The following is a 14,902-nucleotide window of genomic DNA, read 5'->3' on the forward strand; positions in this document are numbered from 1 at the left end:
GGTGGCTCAGCCCTCGCCGCCGGACCCCCCACCGGACCCGCCACCGTCCTGCGGCTCGCGCAGCCCTTCGTAGATCTCCTTGCACTGCGGGCACACCGGGAAGCGCTGCGGGTCACGCCCCGGCACCCAGATCTTGCCGCAGAGGGCGATCACGGGGTCGCCGCTGAGGGCCGACTCCATGATCTTCTCCTTGCGGACGTAGTGCGAGAAGCGCTCGTGGTCGCCCGGCTCGGAGAGGTCGGGCTGGACCCGGGTGTCCTCGCGCTCCAGCACGGCGGTCTGCGTCGCCGGCTGGGTCGGCGCCTCGGGCGCGTCGAGGGGCTGGTCGGACATGCGGACGCTCATGCGCCCCAGTCTAGGCGCGCCCCGGTATGCCCGCCCGCGGGCGTGAGGGACGGCATACCACGGGGTGCGGCGCCCCCAGGGGAGCGGGAGGCCCGGTGAGTCGGATCCGGAAACGACCTATCCTGCGAGTCGATGTCCACTTCAGCCGCCTCCCACCTGCCCCCCGCCTATCCCGAGCGTGCCGCCTGGGGCACGGCGGGCAAGCTGCGTGCCTGGCAGGCGGACGCGCTGCAGACCTACCTCGCCGAGCGCCCCCGTGACTTCCTCGCGGTGGCGACGCCCGGGGCGGGCAAGACCACCTTCGCGCTGCGCGTCGCGACCGAGCTGCTGGACCGTGGCGAGGTGCAGCGCATCACGGTCGTGGCGCCCACCGAGCACCTCAAGACCCAGTGGGCCGAGGCGGCCGCCAAGGTGGGCATCCGCATCGACCCGCGCTTCGCCAACGCGCAGGGGCGGCACAGCCAGGACTTCGACGGCGTCGCGGTGACGTATGCCGGTGTCGCCAGCAAGCCGCTGCTGCACCGGGCCCGGACCGAGGCGGCGCGCACGCTGGTGATCCTCGACGAGGTGCACCACGGCGGCGACGCGCTGTCCTGGGGGGAGGCCGTGCGCGACGCCTTCGAGCCGGCGACCCGTCGGCTGGCGCTGACCGGCACGCCGTTCCGGTCCGACACCGCGGCCATCCCGTTCGTGCGCTACGAGATGGACGCCGAGGGGATCCTGCGGTCGTCGGCGGACTACACCTACGGCTACGCCGAGGCCCTGCGCGACGGCGTCGTGCGGCCCGTCCTGTTCCTGTCCTACGGCGGCACGATGCGCTGGCGGACCAAGGTGGGCGACGAGCTGGAGGCGCGGCTGGGGGAGCCGTTGACGCAGGACGTCACCAAGCAGGCCTGGCGCACCGCGCTGGACCCGGCCGGCGACTGGGTGCCGGCGGTGCTGCGGGCGGCGGACAGGCGGTTGACCGAGGTGCGCCGGCACGTCGAGGACGCCGGCGGTCTCGTCATCGCCTCCGACCAGCGCTCGGCGCGGGCCTACGCCAAGCAGCTGCGCGAGATCACCGGGGAGGCGGCGACGGTCGTGCTGTCCGACGACGTCGGGGCCTCGGCCCGGATCGAGGAGTTCGCCGCCGGGGACTCGCGCTGGATGGTCGCCGTCCGGATGGTGTCCGAGGGGGTGGACGTGCCGCGGCTGGCGGTGGGGGTCTACGCCACCTCGACGTCGACACCCCTGTTCTTCGCGCAGGCGGTGGGCCGCTTCGTGCGGGCCCGGCGCCGTGGCGAGACCGCCTCGGTCTTCCTGCCCAACGTGCCGCTGCTCCTGGGGCACGCCGGCTCGATGGAGCTGGAGCGCGACCACGCGCTCAACCGCAAGGACGGCGGGGAGGACCAGCTGTGGTCGGAGGAGGACGGTCTGCTCGAGCAGGCGCAGGCCGCCGAGGGGGCGGCGGACGACCTCGCCGGCAGCTACGAGGCGATCGGGTCGGACGCGGAGTTCGACCACGTGCTCTTCGACGCCGAGCAGTTCGGCCTGGGTGGGGTGCCCGGGTCGGAGGACGAGGACGACTACCTCGGCCTGCCCGGGCTCCTGGAGCCGGACCAGGTCGCGACCCTGCTGCGCGAACGGCAGAAGAAGCAGGTCGGGCGCGACGGTGGCCAGGCGCGGGCCCAGGCCGTGTCCGCCCACCGAGCCCTCGCCGAGCACCGCAAGGAGCTCAACAAGCTGGTCTCCGCCTACGCCCAGAAGAAGGGCCAGCCGCACGCCGTCGTGCACGCCGAGCTGCGCCGCGCCTGCGGCGGCCCCGAGCTCGCGACCGCCACGTCCGAGCAGGTCCGCGACCGCATCGAGTCGATCCGGCGGTGGTTCGTGGGCCGCCGCTGACGCCATACCCGCACCGGACGCGCGGTCAGCACGCACCGGACGCGTGGTCAGGACGCACCGAACGCGTGGTCAGACCGTGACCTGTGCACGCCACATCCGCCACAAGAGTACCTGTGCACGGATCTGCAGCCGGTGCGGAGGTTCTACGGCATGCACAGGCGGCACCTGGCGTGCACAGGCCGGGCTGATCGAGCCCAGGCGCTGCGTAGCCGGTCGTGACCCGACGGCTCATGATGACCGGCACGCCGGGCCGGAAAGGCCGTCGTCTGAGGCTGCGAGGGTGGCTCAGGCCGGGGTCGCGCGCCGAGCGAGCCCACGGGCCATGGCCGCCCGGATCTTGGCGACGACGCGCTCGGGGTGGGCCAGCTCGTCCCAGGTGATGCGCACCACCTCGTAGCCGAGTGTCCGGAGACGGTCCTCGCGCCACTTCTCGGCCATCAGGTCGCGGGAGGAGCCGTACTTGAGCGCCCCGTCGAACTCGACCACCGTCCACGCCTCCCGCAGCAGGAAGTCGACGAAGCCGACCAGCTCGCCGTGCTCGTCGCAGATCATCGCCTGGAGCTCCGGGACCGGCAGCCCGGCTTCGAGCATGATCCAGCGGGCCCGGGTCTCACCGGCCGACCCGCTCAGACCGGTGGCGTGCTCGACCACCGTGCGGACGGCGGGGGCACCGTGCCCGAAGGACCCTTCCCGGCCCGCCTGACGCAGCCGCTCGATGGTCGTCGCCTTCTGCCGCAGCGCGATGTCCGCGCTGACCAGCCCGGCCACCAGCCCCATGGACCCGGCCACCTGCAGACAGGCCAGGGCGGGGTCGACGACGGGCGGCTCCCGGCTCGCCGGGTCGTCCGGGAAGATCACCCACGTCGGGCTGACCGGTGGGTGGATGTGCACGACACCGTCGCTACGCCCCCGCTGGGCGTCGGTCCGCGTGAGATGCACCCTGTCGTCGACCCCGAAGGTCCCGATCTGGCAGACCTCGAGCCCGCTCTGGTGGCTCAGGGCGTACGGGCGGCCGGGTCCGCAGAGCTTCGTCGCGACCGCTCGCGCCCGGAGCTCGTGCAGCTGCCACGGAGCCGCCCCACGCCATACCTCGCCCGACACGAAGCAGTCCCTGCGGATCCGCACCAGGACGCCTCTGGCGATGAGTCTGCGGATCTGGGTACGGGTGAGGCCGAGGGCCCGCAGGTCGTCACCGCTGGCGACGTGGTGCTGGGCGGACAGGCGGGCCTGGAGGTGCTCCATGGCGACCCACTGTGGCCGATGCCGGTGTCGCGGACGGGCCGTTGTCCACAGGTGGCGGGGTGTGGAAAGACCGTGGCGAGCCTGTGCACGGATATGTACATGGTGCACAGGTTCTACCGCCTGCACAGGCTGCATCAGCGTGTACAGGTGGGGGTGGGGCGCCTGTGACGTGCTCAGGTATGCCGGGGGCGCGGCCGCGGGAGGTGCACAGGTATGCCGGGTGGCGCGACCGGGGGAGGTGCACAACTATGCCGGGAGGTGCGGCAGGTGATGAGACGTCGCCTCGACGAGCGGTAGCGTGCGGAGGCATGCGCACCCGACAGCCGGAGCGCGGGGGACTGCCGCCGGGCCCGCGGACCCCGGCGCTGCTCCAGACGATCCAGGCGTTCACCGATCGGCAGGGCACCTTCGAGCGGCACCGCTCCCGGTACGGCGACCCCTTCACCGTCCGCATGCTGCCCGGCCCGCAGCACCTCGTGCTCTTCAGCGACCCCGAGGCGATCAAGGAGATCTTCGCCGGCGACCCGGTCGAGCTGAGCGGGGCCCAGGGCAACGAGATGCTGCGCGCCGCGATGGGCGACCGCTCGGTCATGCTCAACGACGGCGACGCGCACCGAGCCATCCGGCGCTACCTCATGCCGGCCTTCTCCCCGGCAGCGGTGCGCGCATACCGTCCGGTCGTGGAGCGCGCGGCCACGGACGAGGTCGACACCTGGGTCCCCGGCTCCTCGGTCGTCGCCCTGGAGCGGATGAGCCGGGTGACGCTGGCGGTGATGATGCAGGTCGTCCTCGGCGCCAGCGACCCGGACCGGCTGGCCGCGCTGCGCCCGCGGGTGCTGCGGCTGGTCGAGGTGGACCCGGTCGTGGTCGGGGGCTGGCTCTACCCGCGGCTGCGCGCGCTGCCGCCGTGGCGCGGGCACGCCCGCAACCTCGCGGCGATCGACGAGCTCATCCGCGCCGAGGTGCACCAGCGCCGGACCGGCCACGCGTCCGAGACCCCGGACCTGCTCGACCAGCTGCTCGCCGTCGGCGCCGACACCGACGACCGGGAGCCGCTGACCACGCAGGAGATCCGTGACCAGGTCGTGACCCTGCTGCTCGCCGGCTACGAGACCACGGCCTCGACCCTGGTCTGGACGCTGCACGAGCTCGGCCGGGACGAGCAGGCCCGCGCCCGCGCCCGCCGGGCCGCCCAGGAGGGTGACGAGGAGCACCTGGAGGCCTGCGTCAAGGAGGCGATGCGGCTGCACCCGATCATCGACTACGTCGCCCGCACCCTGCGCAGCGACCAGCGGATCGGCGGCGTCGACCTGCCCGCCGGCGCGACCGCCGCCCCGGCGATCCTGCTCGCGCACCACGACCCCGACGCCTTCCCGGAGCCGGGCACGTTCCGACCCGAGCGCTTCCTCGGCGAGGGTCCCGCCGCGCACACCTACCTCCCGTTCGGCGGAGGAGTCCGCCGGTGCATCGGCGCCCCCTTCGCGCTCATGGAGGGCGTGGTCGTGCTGCGCGAGGTCCTGACCCGCGTCGACGTCGTCGCCGATGCCCCGGCGCGCACCCGGCTGCGCAACATCACCAACGTCCCGGCCGACGGCGCCCCGCTGCGGGTACGTCCTCTGCACGTTTGACCGCCACCCCTGCTCCAGCCGAACGGTGCGCCCTGGGCCAGAGGTATGGCGGTGGGGTGCAGGGACCACCGCGGCTGGTCTGTGCACGGATGTGCAGCCGGTACGCAGGTTCTACGGCATGCACAGGCTGCACGACCGTGCACAGGTGGGGGTGGGGCGCGGGTGGCGTGCACAGGTATGGCCCGCCGGCACGGCTGGTCGATGGCCCAGACCGTCGCACGCCCGTCGCAGGGCCGGCGGGGCAGCGGTGCCGGAGCAGGTCGCCCGCGCGGATAGTCTGACCACCATGAGTCAGCAGGCAGGGTGGTACGACGACCCCGAGGACGAGCAGAACCTCCGCTACTGGGACGGCGTGCAGTGGACCCACCACACGGCACCCAAGCAGAAGCCCGACCTCGCCCAGTCGGGCCAGCAGTGGCAGGCGCCGGAGTCGGGTGAGGCCGGGCAGGCAGGCCAGGGCCAGCAGGGCCAGGGTGGCTACGGCCAGGGTCAGCAGGGCTGGGGCCAGCAGGGCCAGGGTGGCTACGGCCAGGGTCAGCAGGGGTGGGGACAGCAGGGCCAGGGTGGCTACGGCCAGGGTCAGCAGGGGTGGGGACAGCAGGGCCAGGGCGGCTACGGCCAGGGTCAGCAGGGCTGGGGCCAGCAGCCCAACCCCTACGCCGGGCAGACCGGGCAGAACCCCTACCAGGGCCAGTGGCAGGGTGGGCCGGTGCCGGGCGGCTACCAGCCGCAGCCGGGGCCGACGACCCCGGACGGCCAGCCGCTCGCCGGGTGGTGGCACCGCGTCGGCGCCCGCCTGCTCGACGGGCTCCTCGCGCTCGTCGTCAGCACCGTCCTCGTCGTGGCCACCATGAGCCCCGAGGTGCGCGGCGCCATGGAGGACTACGTCATGGACCCCGACCCCACGGGCGCCATGCCGGTGGTCCTCGAGGACTGGATCCTCCAGCTCGGGCTCGTCACCGCGGTCCTCGGTCTGGCCTACGAGATCCTCATGGTCAAGTTCTTCGGCGGCACGGTGGGCAAGCTCATCACCGGCCTGCGCGTCCGGCTGCGCGACGAGCCGGGGCTGCCCAGCTGGCGCGCGGTGCTGCTCCGCTCGGCGGTCTACCAGGGCCCGAACCTGCTGGGCAGCCTGTCACCCGCCCTCAGCTTCCTCGGCCTGTTCACCATCATCAACGTCCTCTGGCCGCTGTGGGACGCGAACAACCAGGCGCTGCACGACAAGGCGGCCGGCACCAACGTCGTCAAGAGGCGCTGAGCACCGTCCCCGGCGGGTGCCGCCCGGCCGGCGCGAGGTGGGCCGGGCGCCCCCGCGCGGGTGTCGCCGGGAGGTGGCACGATCGGGGGTATGAGCCGAGGCCTGATCATCGTCGACGTCCAGCACGACTTCTGCGAGGGCGGCTCGCTGCCGGTCACCGGGGGGATCGCCGTCGCCGAGGGCGTGAGCGCCTACACGCTCGCCCACGCCCAGGAGTACGCGACGATCGTCGCCACCGCCGACTGGCACGTGGACCCCGGTGACCACTGGGCCACCGACGGCGAGCCCGATTTCGTCACCTCCTGGCCGGTGCACTGCGAGGTCGGCACCGAGGGGGCCGACTTCCGGCCCGAGCTCGCCCCCGCGCTGGAGCACGTGCAGGCGGTGTTCCGCAAGGGGGAGCACGAGGCGGCCTACTCCGGGTTCGAGGGACGCACCGAGGTCCACGGCCGCCGGCTCGGCCTGGCCGACTGGCTGCGCGAGCGGGGGATCACGACCGTCGACGTCTGCGGCATCGCCACCGACCACTGCGTGCGGGCGACCGCGCTGGACGCGCGTCGCGAGGGGCTGGAGACGCACCTGCTGCTCGACCTGTGCGCCGGCGTCGCCCCCAGGACGACGGACGCCGCGCTGCGGGAGATGCGCGACGCGGGCGTCGTCGTGACGCACGACACCGCGGCGGGCGGACCCGGGCAGACCTGAGCCCGACCGCCGGCCCTCAGCTCCAGTCGTCGAGGTAGGTCGTCGCCAGCGCCGGGTCACCCAGGGAGAGCCGCAGCGCCCGCTGCGGCAGCTCGGCGCGAGCCCGCTCGTGGTGCTCCCGGGCGGCGGCCACGTCGGTGCGGGCGACGACCTCCCCGCGCTCGACGAGCGGCACCAAGAGGGGGCGGTCGTCGCCGTCGTCCTGCGGCTTCTCGTTGATCCCGATGATCTCCTCGGTGGCCTCGCCGCTGCTGGACCGACGGCGCAGGGCGTACTTGCGCCCGCCCACGCTCGCCTTGTCCTTGCTCGCCTTGGCCACCCCCTCCATCCGGCCGGCGCCGCTCTCCCGGCTCACCAGCTTGTAGACCATCCCCGCGGCCGGGTGGCCCGAGCCGGTCACCACCTTGGTGCCCACGCCGTAGGCGTCGACGGGAGCGGCCTGCAGCGCGGCGATGGCGTGCTCGTCGAGGTCGGAGGTCACGACGATGCGGGTGTCCGGCGCCCCGAGCCGGTCGAGCTGGCTGCGGACCTCGAAGGCCTGGCTCACGAGGTCGCCGGAGTCCAGCCGCACCCCGCCGAGCTCGCTCCCGGCCAGCTCGACCGCCAGCTCGACCGCGCCGGTCACGTCGTACGTGTCGACGAGGAGGGTGGTGGACAGCCCCAGGCTGGCGAGCTGGTTGGCGAAGGCCTGGCGCTCGTCGTCGTGCAGCAGGGTGTAGGAGTGGGCGGCCGTCCCCATGGTCGGGATGCCGTACCGCCGCCCCGCCTCGAGGTTGGAGGTCGAGGAGAACCCCGCGAGGTATGCCGCCCGCGCCGCCGCCACCGCCGACCCCTCGTGCGTGCGCCGGCTGCCCATCTCGATGCACGGGCGGCCGTGCGCGACGGCGGTCATCCGGGACGCCGCGGACGCCACGGCCGAGTCGTGGTTGAGGACCGACAGGAAGAGCGTCTCCAGCACCACCCCCTCGGCGAAGCCCGACTCGACCACGAGCAGGGGGGAGCCGGGGAAGTAGACCTCGCCCTCGGCATACCCCCAGATGTCGCCGCGGAACCGGAAGTCGGCCAGCCAGTCCAGGGTGCGCCGGTCCACGACCTCCCGGTCGGCGAGGAAGGCGATCTCCTCCTCCCCGAAGCGGAAGTCGCGCAGCGCCTCCAGGGCGCGCCCGGTGCCGGCCACGACGCCGTAGCGCCGCCCCTCGGGCAGCCGGCGGGCGAACGCCTCGAAGACGCAGCGCCGCTCGGCGTGACCGCTGGCGAGCGCGGCCTGGATCATCGTCAGCTCGTAGTGGTCGGTCAGCAGGGCGGTGCTCGGGCTCACCCCCGCACCCTATGGTGGGGGCGTGCCGATCGACACCCCCAGCCCACCGGCGCCGCCGGCCGACCCGCAGACCACCCCGCAGGAGCAGGGCGGGGTGGCCGTCCTGGACCGCCCGGAGTCGGACCGCCCGTGGGTCACCCTGGTGTGGAACGACCCGGTCAACCTCATGAGCTACGTCACCTGGGTCTTCCAGACGCACTTCGGCTACACCCGCAGCAAGGCCGAGAAGCTCATGATGGACGTGCACACCGTGGGCCGCGCGGTCGTCTCCACCGGCACGCGGGAGAAGATGGAGGCCGACACCGAGGCCATGCACGGCTACGGCCTGTGGGCCACCTTCCAGAAGGACGACTGAGGTATGGCGCGCGCGTTCCGGCGCAGGGGCGAGCGGCTCGTCGCCTCCTTCGACGCCGACGAGATCGCCGTCGTCGTGCACGTCCTGCGGCTGACCCGGGACTTCGTGGCCCCGGAGCGCCCGGAGACCGGCGACCCCTTCCTCGACCTGGTCGCGGGCCTGGGGGACGAGGTCGACCCCACCGAGCCCAGCGACCCGGCGTTGCGCCGCCTGCTGCCCCCGGCCTCCCGCGACGACGACGAGCAGGCGGCCGAGTTCCGCCGCCTCACCGAGCACGGGCTGCGCCAGCGCAAGGCGGGCACCCTCGCCACGGCCATCGCGGCCCTGGAGGAGGCGACCCCGCCCCGGCTGGAGCTCGACCTCGACCAGGGGAGGGCGCTGGCGATCGCGCTCACCGACGCCCGGCTCATCCTCGGGGAGCGGCTCGGGCTGCGCACCGACGAGGACTCCGAGCGCCTGCACGAGGAGCTCGAGGCGGCCCTGTCGGGGGAGACCGACCTGGATCCCGCACTGGCGCAGAAGATGGCCTACTACGACTTCCTCTCCTGGATGCAGGAGTCGGTGACGACCGCGCTCATGGGGCGCTGAGGCATACCCCGGACGGGTGTGCGGCGGCTGCCCGACCGGCGTCCACCGGGTCCCGCGCGAAGTAGGCTGGCGCCCATCATGACGACGCACTCCGCCCCTGTCTCCGCCACCGAGCACGACGACGTCACCGGCCCGGACGTCCGCGTGCGCTTCTGCCCCAGCCCCACCGGGACGCCGCACGTCGGCCTCGCGCGCACCGCGCTCTTCAACTGGGCCTACGCCCGTCACCACGGCGGCACGCTCGTCTTCCGGATCGAGGACACCGACGCCAGCCGCGACTCGCAGGAGTCGATGCAGCAGATCGTCGACGCGCTGGAGTGGCTGGGGCTGGACTACGACGAGGGCCCGGGCGTCGGCGGCCCCTACGGCCCCTACCGGCAGAGCGAGCGCGCCGACCTGCACGCCGACGTGGCGCGCCGGCTGCTCGAGGCGGGTCTGGCCTACGAGTCGTTCAGCATGCCCGAGGAGGTCGAGGCCCGGCACCGGGCGGCGGGGCGCGACCCCAAGCTCGGCTACGACAACCACGACCGCGACCTCAGCGAGGAGCAGCGGCAGGCCTACCGGGACGAGGGCCGCGAGCCGGTCCTGCGGCTGCGCATGCCCGACGAGGACCTGACCTTCACCGACCTGGTCCGTGGCGAGGTGACCTTCGGTGCCGGGTCGGTGCCCGACTTCGTCATCGTGCGGGGCAACGGACAGCCGCTCTACACCCTCGTCAACCCGGTCGACGACGCCCTGATGCGGATCACCCACGTCATCCGTGGTGAGGACCTGCTGTCCTCGACGCCGCGGCAGATCGCGCTCTACCGGGCCCTCATCGAGATCGGTGTGGCGCAGCGGGTCCCGACCTTCGCGCACCTCCCGCTCGTCCTGGGGGAGGGCAGCAAGAAGCTGTCCAAGCGGGACCCGCAGTCCGACCTCTTCCTCCACCGCGAGCGGGGCTTCGTCCGGGAGGGGATGATCAACTACCTCGCCCTGCTCGGCTGGTCGATCGGCCCGGACCGCGACATCTTCGACCCCGAGCACCTCGTGCAGGCCTTCGACGTCGCCGACGTCAACCCCAACCCGGCGCGCTGGGACCAGAAGAAGGCCGAGTCCATCAACGGCGACCACCTGCGGCGGCTGTCGCTGCCGGAGTTCACCTCCCGGCTGCTGCCCGTCCTGCGCGAGGCCGGTGTCCTGGGGGAGCAGAGCGGCATGGGCGAGGTGGCGCGGCTGGAGGCGGTCGCCGACCTCATCCGGACCCGCATCCAGGTGCTCTCCGAGGCCGTCCCCATGGTCCGCCCGTTCTACGTCCGTGGCGCGGACCTGGAGATCGCCGAGGACGCCCGCGGACAGCTCAAGGACGACGCACCCGCCGTGCTGGATGCGGCCGTGGCGGCGCTGGAGCCGATCTCCGGCGCGGGCCCGGAGCCGCTCGGCGGCGGCGTGGAGTGGACCCACGACCGGATCGAGGCCGCGCTCCGCGAGGCGCTGGTGGACGGGCTGGGCCTCAAGCCCCGCTTCGCCTTCGGGCCGTTGCGGACCGCCGTCTCGGGCCAGCGGATCAGCCCGCCGCTGTTCGAGTCGATGGAGATCCTCGGCCGGGAGGAGACCCTGGACCGGCTGCGACGGCTGCGGGCCTCGCTCTGAGGCGGGACGCCGGGACCGTCCGGGGATTTGGGTCGAGGAGCGGGTCACGGTAGAGTGGTTCCTCGGTTCGCCGCCCCGTACGGGGGCGGAGATACCCCTTGGGGTATGGTGTAATTGGCAACACGGCTGATTCTGGTTCAGTTGTTCTAGGTTCGAGTCCTGGTACCCCAGCGCGACATCGAGACGCCGCTCTCGATTTCGTGGAGGTCCACCCGGTCGGGTAGGCTCTCCGCTCGGCGCAGTCAGCGTCGGACACGGCCCCGTTGTGTAGCGGCCTAGCACGCCGCCCTCTCAAGGCGGTAGCGCGGGTTCGAATCCCGTCGGGGCTACCCGTGTCGAACGGCCCTCATCGCAGCTGCGGTGGGGGCCGTTCCTCGTGTCGGGGGGCGTCGTCGCGGTAGCGTGGGCAGGGCGTGGCGCGGTCGCCTGACCTGCGGTCACGCCCGGCACGGCGGAGAGGGTGCGGCATGAACAAGGCAGACCTGATCGAGGCGCTCGCGCCACGGCTGGGCGGCCGGGCGGCCGCCACCGCGGCGGTGGAGGCGCTGGTCGACGTGGTGCTGCGCGAGGTCGCCTCCGGGGGGTCGGTGGCGATCACCGGCTTCGGCACCTTCGAGCGCGTGCAGCGAGCCCCGCGGACGGGCCGCAACCCGCGCACCGGGGACCGCGTGCCCATCGCGCGCACCACGACGCCGCGGTTCCGCCCGGGGAGCTACTTCAAGGACGTCGTCGCCGACCCCGCGGGGCTGCCCGCGGAGGGGTCTGCGGGGGTCCGCGGCGCCGTGGTCGACGGCGCGGCGAGCCGTTCGGGGGCGCCGCCCAGCGTGCGCCGCTCGGCGGGTGCGGACGCCCGTGGCCGGCGGGCGGCCCCCGCCTCGCGGGAGGGGCGGGCATCCCGGCGGGCCGCGTCGGGAACCCCCTCGAGCGTGCGCAAGGAGGCGCCCAGCGACACCGCGCCGGTCGAGTCCGAGACCGGTCCGTCGGCGCCGGGGGGCGCCGGGCTGGTCTTCGCCGGGGGTGAGGACATCACCGCCGGCATGATCTCGGCCAAGAAGGCGCAGCTGGCCCGGGTGAAGAACGACCAGGTCATCGCCGAGTCCGCGAAGCCGTCCTCGAAGAAGAAGAAGGGCAAGGGCGGCAAGGGGAAGAAGAAGGGGCAGGACGGCAAGAGCAAGGGGAAGGGCAGGAGCGCGGGCTGAGCCGCCGGTGGGGGGAGGGCCGAGCGCCGTCAGCTGATGGTCTCGCCCTCGCCGATGCCGACGATCCACACGCGGGAGACGGTGGCGCCCGCGGTCTCGGGGTCCACGCCGTCGTCGACCTCGATGCTCACCCGCTGCCCGACCCGCAGGTGACGCAGGCCGCTCCCCTCGACGGCGGCGGCGGGGAAGGGCAGGACGCGGCCGGTGTCGAGGAGCACCTCACCCGTGCGGGCGTCCAGGTCGTAGGTGTGCACGCTGGCCTGCATGTCGCCCACTCTAGGCCGAGGGCGGCGGGGGAGCGGCCGCCGCGAGGGCGGCGGACGTCCGCGGCCCGAGGCCCAGGCGGACGGCGTCACCCAGGTCCGCGGTGGTGTCGACGTCGCGGCGCAGCCGGGGGAGGTCCAGGGCCAGGCGCGCGGCGGTCGCGGCGTGCCGGTCCGCGCTGCCCGCGCCGAACCGCGGCGAGAGGTCCGCGTCGACCGCGGTGAGCAGCACGGTGCCCGAGCCGTCGGCGTCGGGCACGACCGCGCGCGGGTGGCGCGCGCAGGCCTCCAGCGCCGCCACCAGGTCCGCGGGCCGCAGGCACGGCAGGTCACCGAGGAGGACGCCCAGACCGTGCGGGCCCGTCCGCTCCGCGCCCGGAACCTCACCGCCGGGCGCTGCGGCGACCACGAGGCCGGCACGGATCGCGGCGTTCAGCCCGCCGCCGGGGTCCTCGACGACCCGGGCGCCGAGCGCGGCCGCCCGCGCCGCGCCGGCCGGGTCGGAGGTGACGACGACGACGTCGCCCGGGGGGAGGGCACGGCATACCGCCTCCAGCGTGTCCGCAGCGATGGCGCGGGCCAGCGCGACCCGGCCGACACCCTCGGGCGCCACCAGGCGGGTCTTGGCGCGCTCCGCCCGCTGGAGCGGGACCACGAGCCGCCACCGGGTCGCGGGAGGGGGGACGCGGGGGGTCGGGGTCACCGGTGCATCCTCGCGACCGCCCGGCCCGGATGCAAAGATGACCGTCGTGAGACGCCAGCCCAGCCACCACGACCTGCCCTGGTCCTACCACGCCGTCATCACCACCGTGCGGCCGCTGCTGCAGGTCGCGACCCGTCGGGACTGGGCCGGCGGCGAGCACCTCCCGGCCGAGGGCGGCTTCATCGTGGCCGGCAACCACTACTCCGAGGTGGACCCGATCACGCTGGCCCACTACCTCGTCGACCACGGGCACCCGCCCTTCTACCTGGCCAAGTCCTCGCTCTTCGAGGTGCCGCTGCTCGGCCGCGCCCTCACCCACCTCGAGCAGGTGCCGGTCTACCGCGCGAGCTCGCGGGCCCGGGACGCGCTCGTCGCCGCCCGCGAGGCGCTCCAGGACGGCCGCTGCATCGTCATCATGCCGGAGGGCACGCTGACGCGGGACCCGGACCTGTGGCCGATGCGTGCCAAGCCGGGGGTCGGCCGCCTGGCCCTCACCTCGGGGGCTCCCGTCGTGCCGGTCGCGCAGTGGGGAGCCCAGCGGATCCTCGGGCGCTACGCCCGGCGGCCGGGCAACCTCCTGGCCCGCCCCGTGCAGCAGGTGCTCGCCGGGCCGCCGGTGGACCTCTCCGACCTGCAGGACCGCCCGGAGGACCCGCGGGCGCACACCGAGGCCACCACCCGCATCATGGCGGCGGTCACCGCGCAGCTGGCGACGCTGCGGGGCGAGGAGCCGCCGGCGCGCCCGCACGAGCACCGGGAGGAGGGCCGGTGACCCGGGCCGCCATCTTCGGCGCCGGGAGCTGGGGGACGGCCTTCGCGCAGGTCCTCGCGGACGCCGGAGCCGAGCGGGTGACCCTCTGGGCGCGCCGCCCGGAGGTGGCCCGACAGGTGCGCGAGGAGCACCGCAACCCCGACTACCTGCCGGACGTCGAGCTCGGGTCCGTCGTGACGGCCACCGCCGACCCGCGCGAGGCCGCGGAGGGGGCCGACCTCGTCGTGCTCGCGGTGCCCAGCCAGAGCCTGCAGGACAACCTCGACGGCTGGGGCGCCCACCTGCCGGCCGGGGCCCCCGTGGTGTCGCTCATGAAGGGCATCGAGCTCGGCACCGGGCGCCGGATGAGCGAGGTCATCGTGGCCAGCGGCATCGAGGAGCACCGCGTCGTGGTCGTCACCGGCCCCAACCTCAGCCGGGAGATCGCCGCCCGCCAGCCGGCGGCCAGCGTCGTCGCCGGGACCGACCACGCGACGGCCGACCGGGTCGCGGCCGCCGTGATGACGCCCTACTTCCGGCCCTACACCCAGACCGACGTCGTGGGTGCCGAGCTCGGGGGCGCGGTGAAGAACGTCATCGCCCTCGCCGTCGGCATGGCGGAAGGGCTCGGCTACGGCGACAACACCAAGTCCAGCCTCATCACCCGGGGCCTGGCCGAGACCGCCCGCCTGGGGCAGGCGCTCGGCGCGGACCCGGCGACCCTCATGGGGCTGGCCGGGGTCGGCGACCTCATCGCGACGTGCATGTCGCCGCTGTCGCGCAACCACCGGGTGGGCGTGGCCCTCGGGCAGGGCCGCACGGTCGCCGAGATCCTCGCCGTCCCGCACCAGACGGCCGAGGGCGTGAAGTCCTGCCGCAGCGTCGTCGAGCTCGGCGCCCGGCACGGGGTGGAGATGCCGATCTGCCAGGGCGTCAGCGCCGTGGTGGACGGGTCGGTCACCCCGGAGCGGCTGACCGGTGAGCTCATGACCCGGGCCCGCAAGCACGAGCGTCACTGAGCGGCGTGCGCGTCCTGC

At 74.1% G+C, this 14,902-nt stretch carries 15 protein-coding genes and 2 tRNA genes; 12 read left to right on the forward strand and 5 right to left on the reverse strand.

Annotated features, from left to right (window positions below):
* Nucleotides 1-6 precede the first annotated feature (6 nt).
* Nucleotides 7-345 (reverse strand): DUF3039 domain-containing protein, encoded by a 339-nt coding sequence (locus tag Q0967_RS14195; protein WP_298750917.1) that lies wholly within the window; start codon nt 343-345, stop codon nt 7-9.
* Nucleotides 346-477: 132 nt separating this feature from the next.
* Here Q0967_RS14195 and Q0967_RS14200 point away from each other — a divergent pair, with 132 nt between their 5' ends.
* The gene (locus Q0967_RS14200) at nt 478-2,226 is read left to right on the forward strand and encodes a DEAD/DEAH box helicase (protein ID WP_298750919.1); all 1,749 of its coding nucleotides are present in this window, start codon (nt 478-480) and stop codon (nt 2,224-2,226) included.
* Between the two features lie 285 nt (nt 2,227-2,511).
* Here Q0967_RS14200 and Q0967_RS14205 read toward each other — a convergent pair whose 3' ends face one another.
* A complete protein-coding gene (locus Q0967_RS14205; RefSeq protein WP_298750920.1) occupies nt 2,512-3,468 on the reverse strand; it encodes a type IV toxin-antitoxin system AbiEi family antitoxin domain-containing protein in 957 nt (318 codons plus the stop codon).
* Between the two features lie 308 nt (nt 3,469-3,776).
* On the opposite strand from Q0967_RS14205, the gene Q0967_RS14210 reads away from it, so the two are divergent.
* The 3 genes from Q0967_RS14210 to Q0967_RS14220 all read left to right on the forward strand — a co-directional run bounded on the left by Q0967_RS14210 (nt 3,777) and on the right by Q0967_RS14220 (nt 7,056).
* Complete coding sequence (locus Q0967_RS14210; protein ID WP_298750923.1) at nt 3,777-5,096, forward strand: cytochrome P450; 1,320 nt, start codon at nt 3,777-3,779, stop codon at nt 5,094-5,096.
* A 286-nt stretch (nt 5,097-5,382) separates the two neighbouring features.
* Nucleotides 5,383-6,354: an RDD family protein gene (locus Q0967_RS14215; RefSeq protein WP_298750925.1), complete on the forward strand. Its 972-nt coding sequence runs from the start codon at nt 5,383-5,385 to the stop codon at nt 6,352-6,354.
* Nucleotides 6,355-6,444: 90 nt separating this feature from the next.
* On the forward strand, nt 6,445-7,056 hold the full coding sequence (locus Q0967_RS14220) for an isochorismatase family protein (RefSeq protein WP_298750927.1): 612 nt from the start codon (nt 6,445-6,447) through the stop codon (nt 7,054-7,056).
* 16 nt (nt 7,057-7,072) lie between these two features.
* Here the strand turns inward: Q0967_RS14220 and Q0967_RS14225 are convergent, their stop codons facing one another.
* Nucleotides 7,073-8,374, reverse strand: coding sequence for a nicotinate phosphoribosyltransferase (locus Q0967_RS14225; protein ID WP_298750929.1), 1,302 nt, complete (start codon nt 8,372-8,374; stop codon nt 7,073-7,075).
* Between the two features lie 94 nt (nt 8,375-8,468).
* Between Q0967_RS14225 and clpS the strand changes: the two genes are divergently transcribed.
* The 6 genes from clpS to Q0967_RS14255 all read left to right on the forward strand — a co-directional run bounded on the left by clpS (nt 8,469) and on the right by Q0967_RS14255 (nt 12,148).
* Entirely contained in the window at nt 8,469-8,729 is a 261-nt protein-coding gene (clpS, locus tag Q0967_RS14230) for an ATP-dependent Clp protease adapter ClpS (RefSeq protein ID WP_298751271.1), read from the forward strand.
* Between the two features lie 3 nt (nt 8,730-8,732).
* Complete coding sequence (locus Q0967_RS14235; RefSeq protein WP_298750931.1) at nt 8,733-9,317, forward strand: DUF2017 family protein; 585 nt, start codon at nt 8,733-8,735, stop codon at nt 9,315-9,317.
* A 78-nt stretch (nt 9,318-9,395) separates the two neighbouring features.
* Nucleotides 9,396-10,949, forward strand: coding sequence for a glutamate--tRNA ligase (gltX, locus tag Q0967_RS14240; protein ID WP_298750933.1), 1,554 nt, complete (start codon nt 9,396-9,398; stop codon nt 10,947-10,949).
* A 99-nt stretch (nt 10,950-11,048) separates the two neighbouring features.
* A tRNA-Gln gene (locus tag Q0967_RS14245) sits at nt 11,049-11,120 on the forward strand.
* An 85-nt stretch (nt 11,121-11,205) separates the two neighbouring features.
* Nucleotides 11,206-11,278: transfer RNA gene (locus Q0967_RS14250), tRNA-Glu, on the forward strand.
* 138 nt (nt 11,279-11,416) lie between these two features.
* Entirely contained in the window at nt 11,417-12,148 is a 732-nt protein-coding gene (locus Q0967_RS14255) for an HU family DNA-binding protein (protein WP_298750934.1), read from the forward strand.
* A 29-nt stretch (nt 12,149-12,177) separates the two neighbouring features.
* On the opposite strand, the gene Q0967_RS14260 is transcribed toward Q0967_RS14255, so the two are convergent.
* A complete protein-coding gene (locus Q0967_RS14260; RefSeq protein WP_298750938.1) occupies nt 12,178-12,414 on the reverse strand; it encodes a hypothetical protein in 237 nt (78 codons plus the stop codon).
* Between the two features lie 10 nt (nt 12,415-12,424).
* Nucleotides 12,425-13,114 carry a 2-phospho-L-lactate guanylyltransferase gene (gene cofC, locus Q0967_RS14265; RefSeq protein ID WP_298750941.1) on the reverse strand — a complete coding sequence of 230 codons (690 nt, stop codon included), beginning with the start codon at nt 13,112-13,114 and terminating at the stop codon, nt 12,425-12,427.
* 37 nt (nt 13,115-13,151) lie between these two features.
* Between cofC and Q0967_RS14270 the strand changes: the two genes are divergently transcribed.
* Nucleotides 13,152-13,886: a 1-acyl-sn-glycerol-3-phosphate acyltransferase gene (locus Q0967_RS14270; protein ID WP_298750943.1), complete on the forward strand. Its 735-nt coding sequence runs from the start codon at nt 13,152-13,154 to the stop codon at nt 13,884-13,886.
* The gene (locus Q0967_RS14275; protein ID WP_298750946.1) at nt 13,883-14,884 is read left to right on the forward strand and encodes an NAD(P)H-dependent glycerol-3-phosphate dehydrogenase; all 1,002 of its coding nucleotides are present in this window, start codon (nt 13,883-13,885) and stop codon (nt 14,882-14,884) included. Before Q0967_RS14270 ends, Q0967_RS14275 begins: the two co-directional genes overlap by 4 nt.
* Nucleotides 14,885-14,902: the final 18 nt, after the last annotated feature.

Source organism: uncultured Serinicoccus sp. (assembly GCF_947500995.1).
Taxonomy (GTDB): Bacteria; Actinomycetota; Actinomycetes; order Actinomycetales; family Dermatophilaceae; genus Ornithinicoccus.